Here is a 21960-nt window from a genome sequence, read left to right as displayed (position 1 = left end):
ACCAAGCCCACGATCTGAAAAACAAGCATTTCCACTCTCATTGCACCAAGGGCTTGTCGGTGGGAACAGGGCCCACGGCAGGAAGAAGGTCTCCGTCTGCTGCCGGTACGGCCGGTGCTGCTGTCAGGGCGGTTGCAGCCGAGCCACCATCAGTCGCCGCCATGGATGCAGCAGCCGGCGCATCCAGAACGGCGGCGCAAGATTTCGGAAGATCGGACACCATCATTTCGCGCGGGGGCTTAGGTGGCCGGGCATTGGGCTTCGGTGCGGCCCACGGCTCCTTGGTGAACCACCAGGCCAGCGACTTGCCGCAGCCATCGCCGTCAGTAATTGGCGCCTGCGGCTTGCAGGCCGCAGCGCCTGGCGGGCATTTCATACGAATGTGGAAATGCGAATCGTGGCCGTATATCGGGCGCAGCTTGCCGAGGTTCGTGCGGTCCCCCGTCCACGTATCGCACATCTTTTTCTTGATTGCGGGGTTGACGAAAATGCGCTCCACCTCGGGATAGCTTGCCGCAAGCATCAACAGTTTGGCATGGGATTGCGTCCAGACCTTAGGGTCGATTGTCAGGAACTTCCCCTTCTGCAGCGTCGTGGTGAAGGGAAGATCTTCGCGCTCCTGCGCTGTCATCCGACGTGAAGGCATCGGCGTCAGCCAGACGTCGGCATCGAGGCCGATCTGATGCGAGGCGTGGCCGTTGAACATCGGCCCGCCGCGTGGTTGGGCAATATCGCCGACCAGCAGCCCCGGCCAGCCGATCTTCTGTTGCGCATCGCGGGACAATTGCTCAAGCAATGCAATCATAGCCGGATCGCCCCAACGGCGGTTTCGGGAAAGGCGCATCGTCTGCCATGTCGGACCATCCACGGGCAAGGCGACGCCGCCCAGCATGCACCCCTTCGAATAAAAGCCGATCGGTTGGGCCGGGCCCTGTGCGGGCAGGGAAGCCGAACCGAAGAGCGCTTTGGCGCTGCCGGGACTCGGCTGTTTCTGCTGTGCTGCCGCATCGCCCGCAATCAGGCTTGCACCGATGATACCCGCCAAAGCGAGTCTGCCGACTGTCTGGAAAGGCGGAGCGAGGCGGAATGTCATGCGGTATCCTGAATGTCTGCCGGAGTGATTTGCGTCGAATCTACCGTGAAAAGCAATTTTGGTGAATCGATGTTTTGCCAGCAGGGTCGGGGTGGCATTCGTGGAGCGGCGATCCGCAGCTCGTCTCGGAACTGCCCGGCATACTGCGAAGGCGGCTTGAGCAAGCCGCGCCCTGACGGCTCCCATCCGGTCAAAACATCGCGAGATGGCCGAAAACTGCACACTCTCCTGTTTTTTGCCCCTATTTCCCGTATTCTCTTCTCGGTGAAAGCTAAAATAACATGGGGTTTGGTGAATGGTATCGTTGAGGGCGAAGCTTGTTTTATGCGCCTTGGGTTCCGCACTGTTTGCATGGAGTGCCGGCGCGCAGGATGCGGATGGATGGCGGACCGGTATCTCCACCGTGGGCGACCTGAAGCATCCGTCCGGCTTTGCCCATTACGACTATGTCAATCCGCAGGCGCCGAAGGGCGGAACCCTTCGTCTATCCGACGAAGGCAGCTTCGATACGCTCAATCCCCTTCTAGCTAAGGGAGAGGCAGGCGCCGGACTAGCTCTCGTTTTCGAAACGCTGATGACGACTGCGCTCGATGAAGTCTCGTCGAGTTATGGCCTGCTTGCAGAGGCGGTAAAGTATCCGGACGACATGTCTTCCGCGACTTTTCGTCTTCGAGCCGAGGCAAAGTGGGCGGATGGTCAGCCTGTGACTCCTGAGGACGTGGTCTTCAGTTTCCAGCAGGCGACGAAGAACGACCCGCAGCAGGAATTTTATTACCGGCATGTCAAATCCGTCGAAAAAACGGGCGAGCGCGAAGTCACCTTCCAGTTCGATGAGGCGAATAATCGCGAATTGCCGCAGATCGTCGGACAGCTCGTCGTCGTTCCTGAGCATTGGTGGAAGGCGAATGGGCCGGACGGCAAGCCGCGCGATATCTCGCGAACGACACTGGAAATACCGATGGGTTCTGGCCCCTACAAAATAGCCTCTGTCGCACCCGGCTCTACCATCCGCTATCAATTGCGGGACGACTATTGGGGCAAGAACCTGAACGTAAACATCGGCCAGAACAACTTTGGCGCCATCGAATACACTTATTATGCGGATCGTGACGTGATGTTCGAGGCTTTCCGGTCCGGTAATACCGACTACTGGTGGGAAAATGCCGCAAAGCGCTGGGCAACAGCCTACAATTTTCCGGCCGTTTCCGACGGGCGTGTAAAGCGCGAGGAAGTCGAAAACGAAATGCGCACGGTCGGGGTGATGGTGGGCTTTATCTTCAACCTTCGCCGGGAAAAATTCGCCGACGAGCGCGTGCGCGAAGCGCTGAACTACGCCTTTGATTTCGAGGAGCTGAAACGAACTATTTTTTACGGCTCGTACGACCGTATCGACAGTTTCTTCTTCCGCACCGAGCTTGCTTCTTCCGGACTTCCGAAAGGAAGAGAGCTGGAAATTCTCAATGAAGTAAAGGATCTCGTTCCGCCGAAGGTCTTCACGGAGCCCTACAAAAACCCCGTCAACGGCGATCCGGCAAGACTGCGCGACAATCTCCGTACAGCGATCGGCATGCTCAAGAATGCGGGCTACGAACTGAAAGGCAGCCGGATGATGAGCGTCCAAACCGGCCAGGCGCTTTCCTTCGAAATATTGCTGAACGGCCCGACGATCGAGCCTATAGCGCTGTCTTTCTCCAAAAATCTGCGGAAAATTGGCATCGAGGCGACAGTTCGCAGCATCGAGCCCTCGCAGTTTACCAACCGCTGGCGGTCGCGGGATTTCGACATGATCTACAGCGGATGGGGGGAGTCGATGAACCCCGGCAACGAACAGGCCGAGTATTGGGGCTCGGATGCCGCAAAACGCGATGGCTCACAGAACTATAGCGGCATCAGCGATCCCGGTATCGACGCGCTGGTGAAGAAAGTGATTTTTGCCAAGAATCGCGAGGATCTGGTAGCCGCGACCAAGGCGCTGGACCGGGTTCTGCTGGCCCACCACATCGTCGTTCCGAGTTATGGCTCCAGAACTTCGCGGATTGCCTACTGGAACGGGATCGCACACCCACCCGAGCTGCCTGAATACTCACTTGGAATGCCCTCCGTCTGGTGGTCGGCGAATGCCGGCAAGTGAAGACGTCTTGCCATTCCGGCCGGGAAGCGTTCACAGTGAACCCGCGAATCAAGGACAGGTTCGCGACAGAATGATTGAAAGGAAGATCGCATTGGGGAAGCTTGGACGCCGTAAGACGGTGATCGCCCGCGGGACTGGCAAGCGCTGATGGGAGCATACATTCTTCGACGCCTGCTTTTGATGATACCGACGATTGTCGGCATCATGGCAATTTCCTTTACCGTCATTCAGTTTGCGCCGGGTGGCCCTGTTGAACAGGTCATCGCGCAGCTGACAGGTCAGGCGGATAGTGCCGACCAAAGGATTTCCGGCGGCGGCGATCTCGCACAGCAGTTTGATGACAGCGGCTCCAGCTACCGCGGTGCCCAGGGCCTCGATCCGGAACTGATCGCCAAGCTCGAGAAGCAGTTCGGCTTCGACAAGCCGCCACTGACGCGCTTTCTGGAAATGATGTGGAATTACATCCGTTTCGATTTCGGCGAGAGCTTCTTCCGCAATACCTCGGTGCTCGATCTCATCAAGGAAAAGCTGCCGGTTTCGGTTTCGCTCGGCATCTGGATCATGATTTTCTCATATGCCATCTCCATTCCGCTCGGCATCCGCAAGGCGGTGAAGGATGGTTCGACCTTCGACGTATGGACATCCGGTGCCATTATCATCGGTTACGCCGTGCCGAGCTTCTTGTTCGGCATCCTCTTGATCGTGCTTTTCGCCGGCGGCTCGTTCTACAACTGGTTTCCGCTTCGCGGATTGGTATCGGATAATTTCGACCAGCTCGCCTGGTGGCAGAAGCCGCTCGATTATTTCTGGCACCTGACGCTACCGCTGATCTCGCTCTCGCTTTCCGCCTTTGCGACGACGACGCTGCTGACGAAGAATTCCTTCATCGAGGAGATCAAGAAGCAATATGTCACGACGGCCCGCGCCAAAGGGTTGAATGAGCGGCAGGTGCTCTACGGTCATGTCTTCCGCAATGCCATGCTGATCGTCATCGCCAGTTTTCCGGGTGCCTTCATTTCCGCCTTCTTCACCGGCTCGCTGCTGATCGAAAATATCTTCTCGCTCGACGGACTCGGCCGCCTCGGCTATCTCTCGGTCGTCAACCGCGATTACCCGATCGTCTTTGCGACGCTCTACATCTTCTCGCTGCTCGGCCTTTTCGTCAGCCTGCTCTCGGACCTGATCTATACCTGGATCGATCCACGTATCGATTTCGAGCGGAGGGATGTCTGATGGATGCAGCTGCCAATCCGACGCCCGTCACGCCGGTCAAGCCACCGCGCAAGGGCCTGCTTTCCCCAACGAACATTCGCCGCTGGCGGAATTTCAAGGCAAACCGGCGCGGCTACTGGTCGTTCTGGCTGTTCATGGCGCTGTTCGTCCTGACGCTGTTTTCGGAATTCATCGCCAACGACAAGCCGATCATCGCGTCCTACAAGGGTGAAATCCTGTTTCCGGTGCTGGTGGATTATCCGGAGGAAAAGTTCGGCGGCTTCCTGGCGGAAACGGATTACCGCTCGGATGTGATCGCCGATGAGATTAAAGCCAATGGCTGGATGATCTGGCCGCCGATCCACTATTCATATCGGTCGGTGAATTCCAACATCCCGCATTCCGCGCCGACGCCGCCGTTCTGGCTGATGAGCAAGGAGGAGCGCTGCTCGGGCTATCCGCAAGGCGTCAACGACCCCAATTGCAACTACGGCAATCTCAACTGGCTTGGAACCGACGATCAGGCGCGCGACGTGCTGGCACGTATCATCTACGGTTTTCGCGTTTCCGTGCTCTTCGGCCTGGCATTGACCATCTGCTCGGCAATTGTCGGCGTGACGGCCGGCGCCGTGCAAGGGTATTTCGGCGGTTGGACGGACCTGCTTCTGCAGCGCCTTATCGAGATATGGTCGTCGATGCCTGTGCTCTACATCTTGCTGATCATCGCCGCGATCCTGCCACCGGGCTTTTTTGTACTGCTCGGCATCATGCTGCTTTTCTCCTGGGTGGGGTTCGTCGGTGTCGTGCGCGCGGAGTTCCTGCGCGCCCGCAACTTCGAATATGTCCGTGCCGCCCGCGCGCTCGGTGTCAATAACCGGACGATCATGTGGCGCCATATGCTGCCGAACGCCATGGTGGCGACCCTGACGTTTCTGCCCTTCATCCTGTCCGGCTCGATCACGACGCTCACTTCGCTCGACTTCCTGGGCTTCGGCATGCCGCCCGGCTCGCCATCGCTCGGCGAGATGATCGCGCAGGGCAAGGCCAATCTTCAGGCGCCATGGCTGGGGCTGGCAGCCTTCTTCACGATGTCGATCATGCTTTCCCTGCTGATCTTCATCGGCGAGGCCGTGCGCGACGCGTTTGATCCGAGAAAGACCTTCGCATGAGCCAGATGCCTGAACCTCTTCTCTCCGTCCGCGATCTTTCCGTCGCCTTCCATCAAAGCGGTGAAACATCGCTGGCTGTCGACCGCATCTCCTTCGACATCAAGAAAGGCGAGGTCGTCGCGCTGGTCGGCGAATCCGGGTCGGGCAAGTCCGTCTCCGCAAATTCCATCCTGCGGCTTTTGCCTTATCCTGCAGCAAGCCATCCGACCGGCGAAATCGTCTTCAAGGGCAAGGATTTGCTCAAGGCATCGGAGAAGGCGCTGCGCGAGGTGCGCGGCAACGACATCACGATGATCTTCCAAGAACCGATGACCTCGCTCAATCCGCTTCACACGATCGAGAAGCAGATCGCCGAAATCCTCGATCTGCACCAGGGCGTGACGGGCCAGGCGGCCCGCACGCGGGTGCTGGAACTCTTGAACCAAGTCGGCATCCGCGAGCCGGAAAAACGGCTGAAAGCCTATCCGCACGAGCTCTCTGGCGGCCAGCGCCAGCGCGTCATGATCGCGATGGCACTCGCCAACCGGCCCGAACTGCTGATCGCCGACGAGCCGACGACGGCGCTCGATGTCACGGTCCAGGCACAGATATTGGACCTGCTGCGCAAGCTGAAAGGCGCGCATGGCATGTCGCTGCTCTTCATCACCCATGATCTCGGTATTGTCCGAAAATTTGCTGATCGCGTCTGCGTCATGACCAAAGGCAGGATTGTCGAGACGGGCACGGTCGAAGAGGTCTTCAGCAATCCGAAGCATGACTACACGCGCCATCTGCTCGCCGCGGAGCCGCGCGGCGAGCCACCTGTTGCCGATCCGTCCAAGCCGTTGGTGATGGAGGGCTCCGATATCCGGGTCTGGTTCCCGATCAAGGCCGGATTGATGCGCAGGGTCGTTGACCATGTGAAGGCCGTCGACGGCATCGATCTCTCGCTGCGCGCCGGCCAGACGCTCGGGGTTGTCGGCGAATCCGGCTCGGGCAAGACGACGCTTGGCCTGGCGCTCACCCGGCTGATTTCCTCCAAGGGGCGCATCAGCTTCGTCGGCAAGGATATAGCGGACTATTCGTTCACAGAGATGCGGCCGCTGCGCAACCAGCTTCAGGTCGTTTTCCAGGATCCGTACGGCTCGCTCAGTCCACGCATGTCGGTCGGCGATATCATCGCGGAAGGGCTGAAAGTCCACGAGCGCTCGCAGTCGCATGAAGAACGGGACCAGCGCGTCTGCTGGGCGCTGGAAGAGGTTGGCCTCGACCCGCTGACACGCTGGCGCTATCCGCACGAATTCTCCGGCGGCCAGCGTCAGCGTATCGCGATTGCCCGCGCCATGGTGCTGAAGCCGCGTTTCGTCATGCTCGACGAGCCGACATCGGCGCTCGACATGAGCGTCCAAGCACAGGTCGTCGATCTGTTGCGCGACCTGCAGAAGAAGCACGATCTGGCCTACCTCTTCATCAGCCACGACCTGAAGGTCGTCAAGGCACTCGCCAACGACGTCATCGTCATGCGTTTTGGCAAGGTGGTGGAGCAGGGGCCGTCGGCAGAAATCTTCCGCGCGCCGAAAGACGACTACACCAAGGCGCTGATGGCAGCCGCTTTCAATATCGAGGCAGTGCCGACGCCTGCCGTCCAGCAGTGAAAAAAGATCATGCCCGCAAGACCTCCCGTTCTCATCGATTTGAAATTCAACCCCGAAGGCATCGCCCGTATTCTGAAAACCGCCTTTCCGGATCGCGGCAGCATCAACCTTGCCGATCCGGCGGCCAAAAACCGCGATTTGAGCGCAATCGACTATGCGTTGCTGTGGAAACCGGATGTCGACCTGTTCGAACGCGCACCGAACTTGAAGGTCATCTTCTCGGGCGGCGCCGGCGTCGATAGTTTCATGAACCTTTCGGGGTTGCCGGACGTGCCGATCGTTCGCTTCGTCGACAGCAGCCTGACGGTGCGCATGAGCGAATGGGTGGTGCTGCAGTGCCTGATGCATCTGCGCCAGCAGCGCGAACATGACCGGCATCAGCGCGATCGGATCTGGAGCCAGATGGCGCCGCCGGAAGCTGCCGAAATCACCGTTGGCGTTATGGGACTTGGGGTATTGGGGCAGGATGCCGTTCGCAAGCTTAAGGTCATGGGCTTCAACGTCATTGGCTGGTCGCGAAACCGCAAAAGGCTTGATGGGATCGAAACCTTCGATGCGAGCGAACTCGATACCTTCCTGTCGAAGACCGATTTCCTCGTCGGCCTGCTGCCGCTAACTCCGGAAACGGCGGGCCTTTATGATGCGCAGCTGTTTGCAAAGCTCCGTCGGGAGGGCGCACTCGGAAAGCCGGTCTTCATCAATGCCGGCCGTGGCAGGAGCCAGGTGCAACGCGACATCGTTGCGGCGATTGAAAGCGGTGTGCTCGGCGGCGCATCGCTCGATGTCTTCGAGGTCGAGCCGCTCCCGGCGAACGATCCGCTCTGGGGTTTGGAGCGTGTCTTCATAACCCCGCATGATGCCGCAATCTCCGAAGAGAATGCGCTCTTCCGCCATGTCGAGGCACAGATTGCCCGCTACGAGCGCGGGGAGCCGCTGGAGTTCGTGGTGGATCGGAAGGCAGGCTACTAAGGCGGGGTGGAACCATGCCGCCGCATAGCCGTTGCTCCTAACGACAGTTCTGAGACGGGCCGGCATACGGCCCGCGAGACATCGAAGGGAGACGAAGATGGCTCATCAGATGGAAAAGCGCTGGGAAAACGCCGATGGAAAGCGGCATGCCGAAGAGCAGATCCCTGCGGTGAAGGCGAAACAGGGCCGCACTGGCGCCCGCATCCTGATGGTTCTGGTCGTTGCGCTCATTCTTGCATTCGTTGTTTGGATACCAGTCGAGATCTGGGGCAACCGCGAAGCCGATAAAGTAGCGCCACAGCAGCCCGGTCAGGAAATACAGTCCCAGTCGCCGGCACCGGCTGAGCCGCCAACCACGCAGAATGGCGGTGCGGTCCCCACGGAAACGCCGAACACGCAGCCGCCGGCACCGACCGCTGAGCCCGTGACGCCTGCCACACCAGCGCCGTCTCAGCCGGCGCAATAGGCTTGAGTCGAAGGCGATCATCGAAAGTGGCCCTGCCGCCTTGCTGCGGCGGGGTTTTTATTTGCGCTGGACATTACCCGCTGATTTTTCGATAAGAAGGCGCACGAGCCGGTCGTCGTGTGCCGGCCTTTTGCGGCACCCGACCGGATTGGGACGGGATGGAGCATGGCCAAGACAGATATCGCAAGGCGCGTTTACAATCACGCCTGGAAGCTTGATCCCATCGTCCGTAGCCTCATCGATACGGATTTCTACAAGCTTCTGATGCTGCAAATGATCTGGAAGCTTTATCCGGATGTCAGCACTACATTCACGCTTATCAACCGCACCAAGCGCGTCCGTCTCGCCGAAGAGATTGACGAGGGAGAACTGCGCGCTCAACTCGATCATGCCCGCACGCTGCGGCTCTCCAAGAAGGAGATGATCTGGCTCGCCGGTAACAGTTTCTATGGCCGTGCGCAGATTTTCGAGCCGGAGTTCCTCGCCTGGCTTTCTCATTTCCAGCTGCCGGAATACGAGCTGTCAAAGAAGGACGGCCAGTACGTGCTCGATTTCCATGGCTCGTGGAAAGAGACGACGATGTGGGAAATCCCGGCGCTTGCGATTATCAACGAGATGCGCTCGCGCTCGGCGATGAAGGCGCTCGGACCCTTCACCCTTGATGTGCTTTATGCACGTGCCAAAGCCAAGATGTGGGCAAAGGTCGAGCGGCTGCGCGAATTGCCTGGCCTGCGTATCTCAGATTTCGGCACGCGCCGCCGCCACAGCTTTCTGTGGCAACGGTGGTGCGTTGAGGCGCTGAAGGAAGGTATCGGCCCGGCTTTCACGGGCACAAGCAATGTCTTGCTCGCTATGGATTCCGATTTGGAAGCGGTAGGAACGAACGCCCACGAGCTGCCGATGGTGGCCGCTGCGCTTGCCGACACCGACGAGGAGTTGCGCAATGCGCCCTACAAGATCCTGCGGGATTGGAACAGGCTCTACGGCGGCAACCTGCTGATCGTCCTGCCGGATGCCTTCGGCACCGCGGCCTTTCTGCGCGACGCGCCCGAGTGGGTCGCTGATTGGACCGGCTTCCGCCCGGACAGTGCGCCGCCGATCGAGGGCGGCGAGAAGATCATCGATTGGTGGAAGAAAATGGGCCGCGATCCGCGCCAGAAGCTGCTGATTTTCTCGGACGGACTCGATGTCGACGCGATCATCGATACCTATAAGCATTTCGAGGGCCGTGTTCGCATGAGCTTCGGATGGGGCACCAACCTGACCAACGATTTTGCGGGCTGCGCGCCGACCGAAATTTCCGGCCTCAACCCAATCTCGATCGTCTGCAAGGTCAGCGAGGCAAACGGTCGCCCAGCGGTCAAGCTCTCCGACAATCCTCATAAGGCAACCGGAGATCCGGCAGAGGTTGAGCGTTACCTCAAATTCTTCGGCGCGGAGGACCGCACTGAGCAGACGGTTCTCGTCTGATACAGGTTACGGGGAAGGCCAGTGCGGCCTCGCCTCCTCCTTTTCGCTCCGCCGGCTTTTTCTGCGTGGTCTTGTTGACATGGCAGCCTCCGAAAATGGCGTGGCAACGCCAAGCCTCTCGGCAAGTGAGCGTGCATCTGCCGGCGCGCGCACCTTCACGTCATTGTCGAAATAGACAAAGACGTCACGGCCTTTGGTTGACTTCTTGAGCGGCGGCAGCACGCGACTGGCATCTTCGGGCTCGTGTCCGCGCGCCCATGCTGCGATACGTTTGGCCCAGACATCGAGCGCCGCATCGTCGTATCCGCTGACATAAAGCTCCTCGGATCCATGAAGGCGGCAATAGACGAAGTCGGCAGTGACATCCATCAGAAGCGGCCACTGGACCGTGTCGGCGCAGACGAGCCCTACGTGATGTTCACGCAGCAGTTCGATGAATTCCTTGGCGCAGAAACTGTCGTGGCGAATTTCCAGCGCGTGGCGAAGCGGCTGCTGCACATCGCTTTCCAACCAGTCACGGCCGTTCAGCCGGTCATCGTGCCGCTTTGCAAGCTTTGCCGCGTCATCGGTGTCTTTCGGCAGCATTGCCAGAAATCGCGCGAAAAGTTCTCCGTCGAATTTCATGGTCGGCGGAAACTGCCAAAGAATGGGGCCGAGCTTTGACCCCAGCCGCAGGAGGCCGGACGCCATGAAATTGGCAAGCGGCGTCTCGATATCGCGAAGCCGCTTCATATGCGTGATGTAGCGTGAGCCTTTAACGGCGAAGACGAAGCCATCCGGTGTCGCCTCCCGCCAGCGCGCGAAGGCGTCTGGCTTTTGCAATCCGTAAAACGTGCCGTTGATTTCAATGGAGGCAAAACTGCGCGCGGCAAAATGCAATTCGTGCTTCTGCGGCAGGCCCCCAGGATAAAATACCCCGCGCCACGGCGCATAGGTCCAGCCGGATATGCCGATACGGATGGTGCCGTTCCTTGCCATGAAAGACAAACTGACCGCGCGGCCGCTTGTTCCCCCGCCGCGTCGGTCAGATATCAGGCTTGCGGTTTTCGCTTTTCGTCAGCTTCGCGGATGGCGTCTTCGTGGTACCAGGTATCGAAGGCGGCGTCGCAGACATCGTTATCGATGTCGAGCGGCTGGCGGGTGCCAAAGCGTTCGCCCGACCTGCGGAATTTAACTGGAAACTGATAGATCTTCGCGGTTTCGCGATGGACATTTGCTGGCATCGAATTGCCTTCCATTATCTTCGCATACCGGTTGCCCGGGTATTCATAGTAGCAGAGTGCACATCATTTGCGCAAATCGCCTAAAAAAGCGCCAATAACTGTGGGATTCATAAGCATTTGATAAAACGAATAAAATGCCCGCAAGGCCTGCATCTTTTTGAGGCGTTAGGTGTAGATCAAAAAAACGTCCGGCGCGCCGATGAGTTCCATGGCCCTAAACCCTCGCTTTCGTTGAAAGTTGACGATTGTCTGAAGGTTGATTCTTGCCGCGCGTCTCATGGCAGCCCGTATGCCTACTCGAAACTGGCACGCCACGTGCTTGGTATCTGGCATCCGGTGGTGATCAAGCACGCGCTTAGCGGTCGCTTCGGAATTTGCTCACACCCTTACGTTTGAGAGACTGGCCAATGACAAAGTATAAGCTCGAGTACATCTGGCTCGACGGTTACACACCGACGCCGAACCTGCGCGGCAAAACGCAGATTAAAGAATTTGACGCATTTCCTGCTCTTGAGCAGCTTCCGCTCTGGGGCTTTGATGGTTCCTCCACGATGCAGGCCGAAGGCCGCAGCTCCGATTGCGTGCTGAAGCCTGTTGCCGTCTACCCGGACCCGGCTCGTACCAACGGCGCTCTCGTCATGTGCGAAGTCATGATGCCCGACGGCGTGACTCCGCATCCGTCGAACAGCCGCGCAACCATCCTTGATGATGAAGACGCCTGGTTCGGCTTTGAGCAGGAATACTTCTTCTACGAAAATGGCCGTCCGCTCGGCTTCCCGGAGCAGGGTTATCCGGCCCCGCAGGGCCCGTACTACACCGGCGTCGGCTACAAGAACGTCGGCAGCGTTGCTCGCGAAATCGTTGAAGAGCATCTAGACCTCTGCCTGGCTGCTGGCATCAACCACGAAGGCATCAATGCCGAAGTGGCCAAGGGCCAGTGGGAATTCCAGATTTTCGGCAAGGGCTCCAAGCGCGCCGCCGACCAGATCTGGATGGCTCGCTACCTGCTTCTTCGCCTCTGCGAAAAGTACGGCATCGACATCGAGTTCCACTGCAAGCCGCTCGGTGACACGGACTGGAACGGCTCGGGCATGCATTGCAACTTCTCGACCAAGTTTATGCGCGAAGTCGGGGGCAAGGCCTACTTCGAAGCGCTGATGGCGCAGTTTGACAAGAACCTGCAGGCTCACATCGACGTCTACGGCCCGGACAACCATCTGCGCCTGACCGGCAAGCACGAAACGGCCCCGTGGAACAAGTTCAGCTATGGCGTTGCCGACCGCGGCGCGTCGATCCGCGTTCCGCACTCCTTCGTCAAGAACGACTACAAGGGCTATCTGGAAGATCGCCGCCCGAACTCGCAGGGCTGCCCGTACCAGATCGCTTCGCAGGTCCTGAAGACGATATCGGAAGTCCCGACCTCCGGCTTCGCTTCGGCTGCTGCCTAAGCCTCAGGCTTTCCTCCCAAGGGCGCCGGTTGCCTCGCAACCGGCGTTTTTTATTTGCCGAAGCGTGTCCAAGGAAAACATTCCTTCACGCCGTCGGTCGCGCTATAGTCGCAGCATGGCACAAAGAGCAGGCAGCGCTGATCTCCCATTGCATGGCGGCAGAGTTCCGAAGTGGCTCGGCGAGCGGATGACGAAGCTCGGCGCCGTGATCACCGAAGCAGTCGTGCACCATTATGGCCGGGACGAACTGCTCCGGCGCCTCGCGCATCCTTTCTGGTTCCAGTCTTTCGGTGCCGTGATGGGCATGGATTGGCATTCGTCAGGCATAACCACCAGCGTGCTCGGCGCCCTCAAGCGCGGGCTCACTCCGCTTTCAAGCGAGCTTGGCCTGCATGTCTGCGGTGGCCGCGGTTCGCATTCCCGCAAGACGCCGGACGAACTAGTTGCGATCGGTGACCGTGTTGGTTTCGACGGCGGGGCGCTCGCGACTGCGAGCAGGCTTGTGGCGAAAGTCGACAGCGCCGCCGTTCAGGATGGCTTTGATCTTTATCTCCATGGCTTCATCGTCACGGATGACGGCAAATGGGTCGTGGTGCAGCAAGGCATGAATGGCGACAAGCGTCAGGCGCGGCGTTATCACTGGCTCTCGGAAGGTCTCGAGAGCTTCGTCAATTCGCCACACACGGCAATCGAGGGCCGCAGCCAGGGTAGTATCATCAATCTGGCCGACAGGCGTGCTGAGCGTTCGCGCACCGGGCAGCTTGATCTTCTAGCAACGCTCGGTCCGGATCGTATTTTGCGCGAAGCGGCAGCTCTGGCACTCGATATTGCAAAGCCCGCGCCGCAGCCCGACCAGCCGCTTCTGCCGCATCTCATCATGCCCGCCCATCACGACGTTCGCGAAAAGGACGTCAACATGAAGCGCCTGCACGGCAATCTTGCAGCCGCTGCCGACCGCGGACCGGAGGATTTTGAGCAGCTTCTGCTCGTGCGCGGGGTCGGAGCCCGAACGGTACAGGCGCTGGCGATGGTTGCCGAAGTGGTTCATGGTGCGCCCTGCCGCTTCTCCGATCCCGCGCGTTTCTCGCTTGCCCACGGCGGCAAGGACCGGCATCCCTTTCCCGTCCCGCTGAAGGTCTATGACGAGACGATCAAGATGATGAAGTCGGCCGTGCAGAAGGGCAGGCTCGGCCGCGAGGAGGAACTGCAGGCGCTGAAACGTCTCGACGACCAGTCGCGCCAGCTCGAGCGATATGTCACTGGTCCAGACCTTAAGGAGATCGTCGCCGGCGAATTCCGAAACTCACCCGACTGGGGCGGCAGAAGCGTCTTCGGCTGGGAGGAAGAGCGTTGAGGCGCCCTATACGATAGAAAATCTTTGATTTTTATTGAGAAATGGCGGACAGAGAGGGATTCGAACCCTCGGTACGCTTTCACGTACACACGCGTTCCAGGCGTGCGCCTTCAACCACTCGGCCACCTGTCCATTTGCGTTTCGCACCCGGAAAGGAGCAAATCGTCGGAACGGCGCGATATATACCGATGAATTTTCGCTGATCAACCTAAATCTAACAGTTTTTTGACTTCTTCCGATAAAACTCCGCCCGCGCTGTGCATTGCGCTATGGCCGTGAGATAATTATTTATTGGATAGGGTGGAGAATGGCGCGGCTGACCGGAAAATCCGGCGGTAGGGCGTCGGAGGTATTGATGCGTTTCTTGTTGCGTTTGGCTAGCCTTGTCGCGCTTGCTGTAGCCGTGATTGCAGGAACGATCGATTCAATTCAATCCGTTGCGGCGTCGGCAGTCGTGGTGACACCCATGGGCGATGCCTGGCAGGAATTGAGCCCTTCGTCGCTTTTGGCACTGCAATCGTCCGTTTCCTACTATGTGCACCCGCGCTTTTATGCCTTCGTATTCCAATGGCTGATGCTGCAGCCTGCTTTTGCCGTCTTTCTGGTGATCGCGCTGCTGCTTTGGATGATCGGCTACAAGAAGCCGCCGGTGGCGGGCCGCTTTACCGCGTAACGCGCCCTGGGCGTATCACCTTTAAGGCTCGTATCCACGGCGACGACGCAACAGCTAGCCATGGCAGGGCGCGTGCCGCGACACGTTCCAGACGGCGCTCAAATCTGCCGGCCGCGCGTCGAAGATCACCCCGGAGATCGCTCCGGCAGGTGAATTCTACTATGCCGAGAACTATTGCAAGCAATATCTGCCGAAGAATCCGGATGGCTGTCGCGGTCTTGGCGGAATGGGCATGAGCTGCCCAATTGGTTAGTAAAATCGCATTCTATCAGCTCATTTTGCGCAAAAATCAGCCCATCTGAACTGATTTTCAGCATCTACGCGGAATTTTTACCAGCCGAAAAATTTCTCGTGAATTTTTCCTTTAGCCATGCAAGGATGCGCGCAGCCAGGCCTCCGGGGGGAGGCCGGTGGTTCCGCAGACATGCCTGCCAAAGGCTTGCGGGAGGACCCAGACAAATAGCAACAATAGGGCTGCACTATGAAAAAAACCCTTCTTTCTTTCCTGGCCGTGGCCGCGATGTCCACGACGGCGCTCGCTGCCGACGTCAAGCCGGCTCTGGTTTACGGCACTGGCGGAAAGTTCGACAAGTCCTTCAACGAGGCAGCCTATAATGGCGCTGAGAAGTTCAAGGCCGAAACCGGCATAGCCTATCGCGACTTCGAGCCGACCGGCGACACACAGGGTGAGCAGGCGATCCGCAATTTCGCAAGCCGCGGTTTCAACCCGGTGGTAGCCGTGTCCTTCGCATGGACCTCGGCAATCGAAAAGGTCGCTGCCGAATTTCCGGACACCAAGTTCATCATCGTTGATTCAGTCGTCGACAAGCCGAATGTCCGCTCGGTCGTCTATAAGGAAGAAGAAGGTTCGTTCCTCGTCGGCGTTCTCGCCGGCATGGCTTCCAAGACCGGCAAGGTTGGTTTCGTCGGCGGCATGGATATTCCGTTGATCCGCAAGTTCGAATGCGGCTATGAGCAGGGCGCCCGCTCCGTCAAGGCGGACATCGAAGTCTTTCAGAACATGACCGGCACAACCGGTGCTGCCTGGAACGACCCGGTTCGTGGCGGCGAGCTCACCAAAAACCAGATCGACCAGGGCGCCGACGTCATTTACGCCGCTGCAGGCGCGACCGGCCTCGGCGTTCTGCAGACGGCTGCCGACAACAAGAAGTTTTCGATCGGCGTCGATTCCAACCAGAACCATCTGCATCCGGGCTCCGTGCTGACCTCGATGGTCAAGCGCGTCGATCTCGCCGTGTACAATGCCTACATCGATACGAAGAACGACAAGTTCACCGGTGGCGTGCAGGCTCTCGGCGTCAAGGAAGACGGCGTCGGCGCTGCGATCGACGACAACAACAAGCCGCTGATCACGCCGGAAATGCAGGCCGCCGTCGACAAGGCAAAGGCTGACATCATCGCAGGAACCATCAAGGTTCACGATTACACGACGGACAACTCTTGCCCGAAGTGATCCGCGACTGAGATGGGCGTATGGCGGCCAGATTTTTCCGCCATACGCCCTTTTCGTATTTGGAGCCTGCAGTGACAGACACGCCCGCTATTGAACTTGTGGGCATCGATAAGAAATTCGGTGCCGTTCACGCAAACAAGGACATCAACCTTACCGTCGCCAAGGGCACGATCCACGGCATCATCGGGGAAAACGGTGCTGGTAAATCGACGTTGATGTCGATTATCTACGGGTTTTATCACGCCGATGCCGGGGAAATCCGCGTCAACGGCACGCCGGTGACCATCCGCGACAGCCAGGCAGCGATCGCTGCCGGTATCGGCATGGTTCACCAGCACTTCATGCTGGTCGATAATTTCACGGTCCTGGAAAACGTCATGCTCGGGGCCGAAGGCGGCGCACTGCTGGCAAAGGGCGTTGCGTCTGCTCGCGCCGAATTGAAACGGCTGGAGAAGGAATACGGCCTCGAGGTCAATCCGGATGCGCTGATCGAGCAGCTCCCGGTCGGCCTGCAGCAGCGCGTCGAAATCCTCAAAGCCATGTATCGCGGCGCCGAAATCTTAATCCTCGACGAGCCGACCGGCGTCCTGACACCGGCTGAAGCCGACCACCTGTTCCGCATCCTCAAGGTGTTGCGTGATCAGGGCAAGACCGTCATCCTCATCACGCATAAGCTGCGCGAAATCATGGCCATCACCGACACCGTCTCGGTGATGCGCCGCGGCGAAATGGTCGCGACCCGTAAGACCGCGGAAACGACGGTCGAAGAGCTCGCCGAGCTCATGGTTGGCCGCCGTGTTCTTTTGCGGGTCCAGAAGGGCGAGGCGACGCCCGGCGATGTGCTGCTGTCAGTCCGCAACCTGACGGTCAAGGACAATCGCGGCGTGACGATGGTCGACAACGTCTCCTTCAATGTCCGGGCCGGCGAAATCGTCGGTATTGCAGGCGTTGCGGGCAACGGCCAGTCGGAGCTGCTGGAGGCGATCGCGGGCATCCGCAAGCCGCATTCCGGCGAGATTTTCCTTGATGGCCAGCCGATCGACAAGGCCGACGCGGCGCGGCTGCGCGAGCTGGGCCTAGCCCATATTCCTGAAGACCGCCACCATATGGGGCTCGTGCTGAAGTTCGAGGAATACGAGAACTCGGTTCTCGGTTATCACCGCAAGCCTGCCTACAGCAGAGGCCCGCTACTCGATCTCGATGCGATCCGCAAGGATGCCATGGAGAAGATCGAGAAATACGACATCCGTCCGCCGAACCCACGGCTGAAGACCGCCAATTTCTCGGGCGGCAACCAGCAGAAAATCGTGGTTTCCCGCGAAATCGAGCGCGACCCCGCCGTGCTCATTATTGGCCAGCCGACGCGCGGCGTCGATATCGGCGCCATCGAATTCATCCACCGCCGCATCATCGAGATGCGCGACGCGGGCAAAGCGATCCTGCTCGTCTCCGTCGAACTCGATGAAATCCGCGCCCTTTCAGACCGTATCCTTGTCATGTTTGCCGGCCATGTCGTCGGCGAGAAGACGCCCGATGCCGGTGAACAGACCCTCGGCCTGATGATGGCCGGCATTGCCGCGTGAGGCCTTAATGAGCACTGCTTCCGTTTCTCTTCCAAACTGGATCACCTACGGTCTCATCCCGGTTTTGAACCTGATCGTTGCCTTCCTGATCTCCGGCGTTGTCGTCTGGCTGATCGGAGAGAGTCCGCTTGGTGCTCTTTCCTTGCTGATCGAGGGTGCGCTCGGCAGCGGCGAAGGCATTGGGTTCACACTGTATTACGCCACAAGCTTCATTTTCACCGGCCTTTCCGTCGCGGTGGCGATCCATGCCGGTCTCTTCAACATCGGCTCGGAAGGTCAGGCCTATCTCGGCGGTCTTGGTTGTGCACTGGTTGCGCTGGCGCTCGACCGCTTCGTGCCCTGGTATGTCACCATGCCGGTTGCCGTCGTCGGTGCCGGCCTTTTCGGCGCCGCCTGGGCATCCATTCCGGCCTTCCTCCAGGCAAAACGCGGCAGTCACATCGTCATTACGACTATCATGTTCAATTACATCGGCGCGGCGCTGATGGTTTACCTGCTAGTCCACGTGCTGATCGTCCCCGGCAAGATGGCGCCGGAAACGCGCACCTTCCTCGAAGGCGGCCAGTTGCCGAAGCTCGGAGGGGTGATGAACCTCTTCGGTACGAAGCTCGGAGCCGCACCGTTCAATGTCTCCTTCATCATCGCCCTTGTCGCCGCCTACTTCGTCTGGCTGCTCATCTGGCGAACGAAGCTTGGATTTGAGATGCGCACGCTCGGCGTCAGCCCCACTGCCGCCTCTTATGCAGGCATCCCCTATGCCCGCACGGTCATGATCGCTATGCTGCTCTCAGGCGCGCTGGCGGGCATGATGGCGCTGAACCCGGTCATGGGCTCTTCCGCCCGCCTGCAGGTCGAGTTCGTCGGCGGCGCCGGTTTCGTCGGCATTGCCGTGTCGCTGATGGGACGCAATCATCCCGTCGGGATCATCTTCTCGGCGATCCTTTTCGGCATCCTCTATCAGGGCGGCGACTGGATCTCCTTCGAGATGCCGAACATTACCCGCGAAATGATCCTCGTGATTCAGGGGCTGGTCATTCTCTTTGCAGGCGCGCTCGAATATATGTTCCGCCCAGCGCTCGTCCGCGTCTACCAACAGTTCAAGGCCAAGTGAGGGGCGGACGATGGATTACTACGACATCCTTATCAACGTTCTGAGTTCGACGATCAGACTGTCGATCCCGCTGATCTTTACCGCCCTTGCTGGCCTTTTTTCCGAACGCGCCGGCGTCTTCGACATCGGTCTCGAAGGCAAGATGCTGGGGGCGGCCTTTGCCGCCGCCTGCGTTGCATATATCACCGACTCGGCCTGGCTCGGTCTCGTCGCGGGTATCCTGTGCTCTGTCGCGTTGAGTTTGGTGCATGGCTTTGCATCGATCACCAATCGGGGCAATCAGATCATTTCGGGCGTTGCCATCAACTTCTTCATCGCCGGTATCACCATTGTACTTGGCCAGGCCTGGTTCGGTCAGGGCGGCCGCACGCCGCAGCTCTCGCCTGCAAGCCGGTTCTCGCCAATTACGCTTCCGGGCGCAGGCGCGATGCGGGAGGTTCCGGTCATCGGTCCGCTCTATTCGAACGTGATCTCCGGCAATAACATCCTGACCTACCTCGCATTCCTGGCGGTTCCGCTTTCCTGGTGGATCCTCTACCGGACGCGCTTTGGGCTGCGCCTTCGCGCCGTCGGCGAAAATCCCGGAGCAGTCGATACAGCCGGTATCTCGGTCAGTTGGCTGCGCTATCGTGCCGTCATGTGCGCCGGTATTCTTTGTGGTTTCTCGGGCACCTATCTGGCGATCGCGCAGTCGGCGGCCTTCATCAAGGATATGTCGGCTGGCAAGGGCTATATCGCCCTTGCCGCCCTGGTCTTCGCGAAATGGAAACCGGTGCCGGTGATGTTCGCCTGTCTGCTCTTCGGCTTCCTCGATGCGCTGGCGAACTTCATGCAGGGCAAGCAGGTGCCGCTGATCGGCGCAGTGCCGGTTCAGATATTCCAGGCTTTGCCGTATATTCTCACCTGCATCTTGCTTGCTGGATTCATCGGTGTTGCAACTCCGCCGAAGGCTGGTGGCGTGCCCTATACGAAGGAGCGTTGAAACATGTCACACGACCTTTTCGAAGCCGCCCGCAGTGCCATGGCCTTTGCCCACGCACCTTATTCCAAGTTCCCGGTCGGCGCGGCGATCCGCGCAGAGGACGGCAAGGTTTATACCGGCGCCAATATCGAAAACCTCTCCTTCCCGCAGGGTTGGTGTGCCGAGCCGACGGCCATCAGCGCCATGATCATGGGCGGAGCGAAGAAAATCGTCGAGATGGCGGTCATCGCCGAGAAGCTGCCGCTTTGCCCGCCTTGCGGCGGCTGCCGGCAGAAGATTTCTGAATTTGCGTCGAAGGATACGAGGATTTATCTTTGCGATGAGATGGGCGTGAAGAAGACCATGACGATGGACGAGCTTCTTCCCTTTAGCTTCGAGACCGAACTCGGATGAACGCCGCTATCGATCTGCTCGTTGGCAAACTCGGTGGGCTTGTACCGCGTCACGGCATCGTACTCGGCTCCGGCCTTGGCTCGCTGGTAAGCGAACTGACGGATGCGGTGCGTATTCCCTATCGGGATCTGCCGGGCTTTCCTGTCAGCGCCGTCTCCGGGCATGCGGGCGAGGTCGTCGCCGGTCGTCTCGGCGGCGTGCCCGTCATCATGCTGTCGGGCCGCGTCCATTATTACGAAAAAGGCGATGCCGACGCCATGCGGCTGCCGATCGAGGTGCTGAAGGGCCTTGGTGTGCAATCGCTATTCCTAACCAATTCCGCAGGCTCGCTGCGTGAGGAGATGGCGCCGGGCTCGGTGATGCAGATCACCGACCACATAAATTATTCCGGCATGAATCCGCTGATCGGCGAAGAAAACGACCGCCGCTTCGTCGGCATGACGAGCGCCTATGATGGGGACCTTTCCGTGTCCATGCGCAATGCGGCCGAGAAGCTTGGCATCAAGCTCTTTCACGGCGTCTATATGTGGTTTTCGGGACCAAGCTTTGAAACGCCTGCGGAAATCCGCATGGCGCGGATTCTCGGTGCGGATGCCGTCGGCATGTCGACCGTACCGGAGGTCATCATCGCCCGAATGCTGGGTTTGAGGGTTGCCGCAGCTTCGGTAATCACCAATTATGGAGCTGGCATGACGGGTTCCGAACTCAGCCACGAAGAAACAAAAGACATGGCGCCCGTCGGCGGCGCGCGTCTCGCCGCAATCTTGAAAGAAATGATTGCGGGTGGAGGAAGCGATAATGAATAGTCACTCGCAGAAGGAAACGGCAGCTGTCGCGCTGTCGCTGCTTGATCTCACCAATCTCAAGGACGATTGTACGCAAGAGCAGATCGATACGCTTTGCGCCCGCGCGCAGACGCCTTACGGTAATAGTGCCGCGATCTGCATCTGGCCACGCTTCGTGGCACATGCCCGCACGGTTCTCGGCAAAGGTCATCCGGTCCGCATCGCAACGGTCGTCAATTTCCCGACCGGCGATATGGAGGTGGCCGATGTCGCCGCCGAAACACGGGAGGCAATTGCGGACGGTGCGGATGAGATCGATCTGGTCATTCCCTACCGCAAGTTCCGCGACGGAAACGAAAAGGCCGTAATCGACATGGTGACGGCGGTGCGTGCGGAATGCACCGGTGGCGTATTGTTGAAAGTGATCCTGGAGACGGGTGAGATCAAGGACCCCGGCCTCATTGGCCGCGCGTCCGAACTTGCAATCGATGCGGGCGCGGACTTCATCAAGACATCCACCGGCAAGGTCGCCGTGAACGCGACGCTCGAAGCTGCGGATATCATGATCCGCGCGATCCGTCACAGCGGCCGCAAGGTAGGCTTCAAGCCGGCCGGTGGCATTGGCTCCGTCGCCGATGCCGCCCTTTATCTCAGCCTTGCCGAAACGATCATGACGCCGGATTGGCCTATGCCATCGACTTTCCGTTTCGGGGCCTCCGGCCTGCTCGATGACATTCTCGCTGTCCTCAGCGGCGTCCAGTCAGCGCCCGCCAAGGCCTCGAGCTATTGA

At 59.2% G+C, this 21960-nt stretch carries 20 protein-coding genes, 1 tRNA gene and 1 pseudogene; 18 read left to right on the top strand and 4 right to left on the bottom strand.

Annotated elements, in window-relative coordinates:
- Positions 1 to 37: 37 nt before the first annotated feature.
- Positions 38 to 1093: a penicillin-insensitive murein endopeptidase gene (gene mepA / locus BLP23_RS06840; RefSeq protein ID WP_092584065.1), complete on the bottom strand. Its 1056-nt coding sequence runs from the start codon at positions 1091 to 1093 to the stop codon at positions 38 to 40.
- 295 nt (positions 1094 to 1388) lie between these two features.
- On the opposite strand from mepA, the gene BLP23_RS06835 reads away from it, so the two are divergent.
- The 7 genes from BLP23_RS06835 (at position 1389) to pncB (ending at position 10144) form a co-directional block, all read left to right on the top strand.
- Positions 1389 to 3224 (top strand): extracellular solute-binding protein, encoded by a 1836-nt coding sequence (locus tag BLP23_RS06835; RefSeq protein WP_092584064.1) that lies wholly within the window; start codon positions 1389 to 1391, stop codon positions 3222 to 3224.
- A gap of 147 nt (positions 3225 to 3371) precedes the next feature.
- The gene (locus BLP23_RS06830) at positions 3372 to 4457 is read left to right on the top strand and encodes a microcin C ABC transporter permease YejB (RefSeq protein WP_022713284.1); all 1086 of its coding nucleotides are present in this window, start codon (positions 3372 to 3374) and stop codon (positions 4455 to 4457) included.
- Positions 4457 to 5605: an ABC transporter permease gene (locus tag BLP23_RS06825; RefSeq protein ID WP_092584063.1), complete on the top strand. Its 1149-nt coding sequence runs from the start codon at positions 4457 to 4459 to the stop codon at positions 5603 to 5605. Before BLP23_RS06830 ends, BLP23_RS06825 begins: the two co-directional genes overlap by 1 nt.
- Positions 5602 to 7239, top strand: a complete 1638-nt coding sequence (locus BLP23_RS06820; RefSeq protein WP_092584062.1) for an ABC transporter ATP-binding protein — start codon at positions 5602 to 5604, stop codon at positions 7237 to 7239. The genes BLP23_RS06825 and BLP23_RS06820 overlap by 4 nt, the downstream gene beginning before the upstream one ends.
- A 9-nt stretch (positions 7240 to 7248) precedes the next feature.
- The gene (locus BLP23_RS06815) at positions 7249 to 8208 is read left to right on the top strand and encodes a 2-hydroxyacid dehydrogenase (protein ID WP_092584061.1); all 960 of its coding nucleotides are present in this window, start codon (positions 7249 to 7251) and stop codon (positions 8206 to 8208) included.
- 97 nt (positions 8209 to 8305) lie between these two features.
- Positions 8306 to 8674 (top strand): flagellar basal body-associated FliL family protein, encoded by a 369-nt coding sequence (locus BLP23_RS06810; protein ID WP_092584060.1) that lies wholly within the window; start codon positions 8306 to 8308, stop codon positions 8672 to 8674.
- A 165-nt stretch (positions 8675 to 8839) separates the two neighbouring features.
- Positions 8840 to 10144 (top strand): nicotinate phosphoribosyltransferase, encoded by a 1305-nt coding sequence (pncB, locus tag BLP23_RS06805; protein ID WP_092584059.1) that lies wholly within the window; start codon positions 8840 to 8842, stop codon positions 10142 to 10144.
- Positions 10145 to 10150: 6 nt separating this feature from the next.
- Here the strand turns inward: pncB and BLP23_RS06800 are convergent, their stop codons facing one another.
- Positions 10151 to 11122, bottom strand: a complete 972-nt coding sequence (locus BLP23_RS06800) for a DUF72 domain-containing protein (protein WP_092584058.1) — start codon at positions 11120 to 11122, stop codon at positions 10151 to 10153.
- A gap of 53 nt (positions 11123 to 11175) precedes the next feature.
- Positions 11176 to 11367, bottom strand: coding sequence for a DUF2735 domain-containing protein (locus tag BLP23_RS06795; protein ID WP_092584311.1), 192 nt, complete (start codon positions 11365 to 11367; stop codon positions 11176 to 11178).
- Between the two features lie 407 nt (positions 11368 to 11774).
- Here BLP23_RS06795 and BLP23_RS06790 point away from each other — a divergent pair, with 407 nt between their 5' ends.
- Together BLP23_RS06790 and BLP23_RS06785 are read left to right on the top strand one after the other, a co-directional pair.
- Positions 11775 to 12815, top strand: coding sequence for a glutamine synthetase beta-grasp domain-containing protein (locus tag BLP23_RS06790; protein ID WP_022713293.1), 1041 nt, complete (start codon positions 11775 to 11777; stop codon positions 12813 to 12815).
- Between the two features lie 115 nt (positions 12816 to 12930).
- Positions 12931 to 14169, top strand: a complete 1239-nt coding sequence (locus BLP23_RS06785; RefSeq protein WP_092584057.1) for a DUF763 domain-containing protein — start codon at positions 12931 to 12933, stop codon at positions 14167 to 14169.
- 42 nt (positions 14170 to 14211) lie between these two features.
- On the opposite strand, the gene BLP23_RS06780 is transcribed toward BLP23_RS06785, so the two are convergent.
- Positions 14212 to 14301: transfer RNA gene (locus tag BLP23_RS06780), tRNA-Ser, on the bottom strand.
- A 223-nt stretch (positions 14302 to 14524) separates the two neighbouring features.
- On the opposite strand from BLP23_RS06780, the gene BLP23_RS06775 reads away from it, so the two are divergent.
- The 9 genes and pseudogenes from BLP23_RS06775 to deoC all read left to right on the top strand — a co-directional run bounded on the left by BLP23_RS06775 (position 14525) and on the right by deoC (position 21960).
- Complete coding sequence (locus BLP23_RS06775; protein WP_092584056.1) at positions 14525 to 14842, top strand: hypothetical protein; 318 nt, start codon at positions 14525 to 14527, stop codon at positions 14840 to 14842.
- A gap of 85 nt (positions 14843 to 14927) precedes the next feature.
- A pseudogene (locus BLP23_RS33005) lies at positions 14928 to 15095 on the top strand (peptide-methionine (S)-S-oxide reductase MsrA); the annotation flags it as partial.
- 228 nt (positions 15096 to 15323) lie between these two features.
- On the top strand, positions 15324 to 16316 hold the full coding sequence (locus BLP23_RS06770; protein ID WP_092584055.1) for a BMP family lipoprotein: 993 nt from the start codon (positions 15324 to 15326) through the stop codon (positions 16314 to 16316).
- 71 nt (positions 16317 to 16387) lie between these two features.
- On the top strand, positions 16388 to 17899 hold the full coding sequence (locus BLP23_RS06765; protein ID WP_092584310.1) for an ABC transporter ATP-binding protein: 1512 nt from the start codon (positions 16388 to 16390) through the stop codon (positions 17897 to 17899).
- 7 nt (positions 17900 to 17906) lie between these two features.
- Positions 17907 to 19010 carry an ABC transporter permease gene (locus tag BLP23_RS06760; protein WP_092584054.1) on the top strand — a complete coding sequence of 368 codons (1104 nt, stop codon included), beginning with the start codon at positions 17907 to 17909 and terminating at the stop codon, positions 19008 to 19010.
- 10 nt (positions 19011 to 19020) lie between these two features.
- Positions 19021 to 19992, top strand: coding sequence for an ABC transporter permease (locus tag BLP23_RS06755; RefSeq protein WP_092584053.1), 972 nt, complete (start codon positions 19021 to 19023; stop codon positions 19990 to 19992).
- 3 nt (positions 19993 to 19995) lie between these two features.
- Positions 19996 to 20385, top strand: coding sequence for a cytidine deaminase (locus BLP23_RS06750; protein ID WP_092584052.1), 390 nt, complete (start codon positions 19996 to 19998; stop codon positions 20383 to 20385).
- Complete coding sequence (locus BLP23_RS06745) at positions 20382 to 21191, top strand: purine-nucleoside phosphorylase (protein WP_092584051.1); 810 nt, start codon at positions 20382 to 20384, stop codon at positions 21189 to 21191. The genes BLP23_RS06750 and BLP23_RS06745 overlap by 4 nt, the downstream gene beginning before the upstream one ends.
- Positions 21184 to 21960 carry a deoxyribose-phosphate aldolase gene (gene deoC / locus BLP23_RS06740; RefSeq protein ID WP_092584050.1) on the top strand — a complete coding sequence of 259 codons (777 nt, stop codon included), beginning with the start codon at positions 21184 to 21186 and terminating at the stop codon, positions 21958 to 21960. Before BLP23_RS06745 ends, deoC begins: the two co-directional genes overlap by 8 nt.

Origin of the sequence: Rhizobium mongolense subsp. loessense (assembly GCF_900099775.1) — a bacterium.
Lineage (GTDB): Bacteria > Pseudomonadota > Alphaproteobacteria > Rhizobiales > Rhizobiaceae > Rhizobium > Rhizobium loessense.
The sequence above is the reverse complement of the archived record's forward strand: the minus strand, read 5'-3'. Positions and strand labels throughout refer to the sequence as shown.

Excerpts from the sequence above, each read along its gene's own strand:
- mepA (WP_092584065.1), bottom strand. The coding sequence starts at position 1,093 with ATGACATTCCGCCTCGCTCCGCCTTTCCAGACAGTCGGCAGACTCGCT.
- BLP23_RS06835 (WP_092584064.1), top strand. The coding sequence starts at position 1,389 with ATGGTATCGTTGAGGGCGAAGCTTGTTTTATGCGCCTTGGGTTCCGCA.
- BLP23_RS06830 (WP_022713284.1), top strand. The coding sequence starts at position 3,372 with ATGGGAGCATACATTCTTCGACGCCTGCTTTTGATGATACCGACGATT.
- BLP23_RS06825 (WP_092584063.1), top strand. The coding sequence starts at position 4,457 with ATGGATGCAGCTGCCAATCCGACGCCCGTCACGCCGGTCAAGCCACCG.
- BLP23_RS06820 (WP_092584062.1), top strand. The coding sequence starts at position 5,602 with ATGAGCCAGATGCCTGAACCTCTTCTCTCCGTCCGCGATCTTTCCGTC.
- BLP23_RS06815 (WP_092584061.1), top strand. The coding sequence starts at position 7,249 with ATGCCCGCAAGACCTCCCGTTCTCATCGATTTGAAATTCAACCCCGAA.
- BLP23_RS06810 (WP_092584060.1), top strand. The coding sequence starts at position 8,306 with ATGGCTCATCAGATGGAAAAGCGCTGGGAAAACGCCGATGGAAAGCGG.
- pncB (WP_092584059.1), top strand. The coding sequence starts at position 8,840 with ATGGCCAAGACAGATATCGCAAGGCGCGTTTACAATCACGCCTGGAAG.
- BLP23_RS06800 (WP_092584058.1), bottom strand. The coding sequence starts at position 11,122 with ATGGCAAGGAACGGCACCATCCGTATCGGCATATCCGGCTGGACCTAT.
- BLP23_RS06795 (WP_092584311.1), bottom strand. The coding sequence starts at position 11,367 with ATGCCAGCAAATGTCCATCGCGAAACCGCGAAGATCTATCAGTTTCCA.
- BLP23_RS06790 (WP_022713293.1), top strand. The coding sequence starts at position 11,775 with ATGACAAAGTATAAGCTCGAGTACATCTGGCTCGACGGTTACACACCG.
- BLP23_RS06785 (WP_092584057.1), top strand. The coding sequence starts at position 12,931 with ATGGCACAAAGAGCAGGCAGCGCTGATCTCCCATTGCATGGCGGCAGA.
- BLP23_RS06775 (WP_092584056.1), top strand. The coding sequence starts at position 14,525 with ATGCGTTTCTTGTTGCGTTTGGCTAGCCTTGTCGCGCTTGCTGTAGCC.
- BLP23_RS06770 (WP_092584055.1), top strand. The coding sequence starts at position 15,324 with ATGAAAAAAACCCTTCTTTCTTTCCTGGCCGTGGCCGCGATGTCCACG.
- BLP23_RS06760 (WP_092584054.1), top strand. The coding sequence starts at position 17,907 with ATGAGCACTGCTTCCGTTTCTCTTCCAAACTGGATCACCTACGGTCTC.
- BLP23_RS06755 (WP_092584053.1), top strand. The coding sequence starts at position 19,021 with ATGGATTACTACGACATCCTTATCAACGTTCTGAGTTCGACGATCAGA.
- BLP23_RS06750 (WP_092584052.1), top strand. The coding sequence starts at position 19,996 with ATGTCACACGACCTTTTCGAAGCCGCCCGCAGTGCCATGGCCTTTGCC.
- BLP23_RS06745 (WP_092584051.1), top strand. The coding sequence starts at position 20,382 with ATGAACGCCGCTATCGATCTGCTCGTTGGCAAACTCGGTGGGCTTGTA.
- deoC (WP_092584050.1), top strand. The coding sequence starts at position 21,184 with ATGAATAGTCACTCGCAGAAGGAAACGGCAGCTGTCGCGCTGTCGCTG.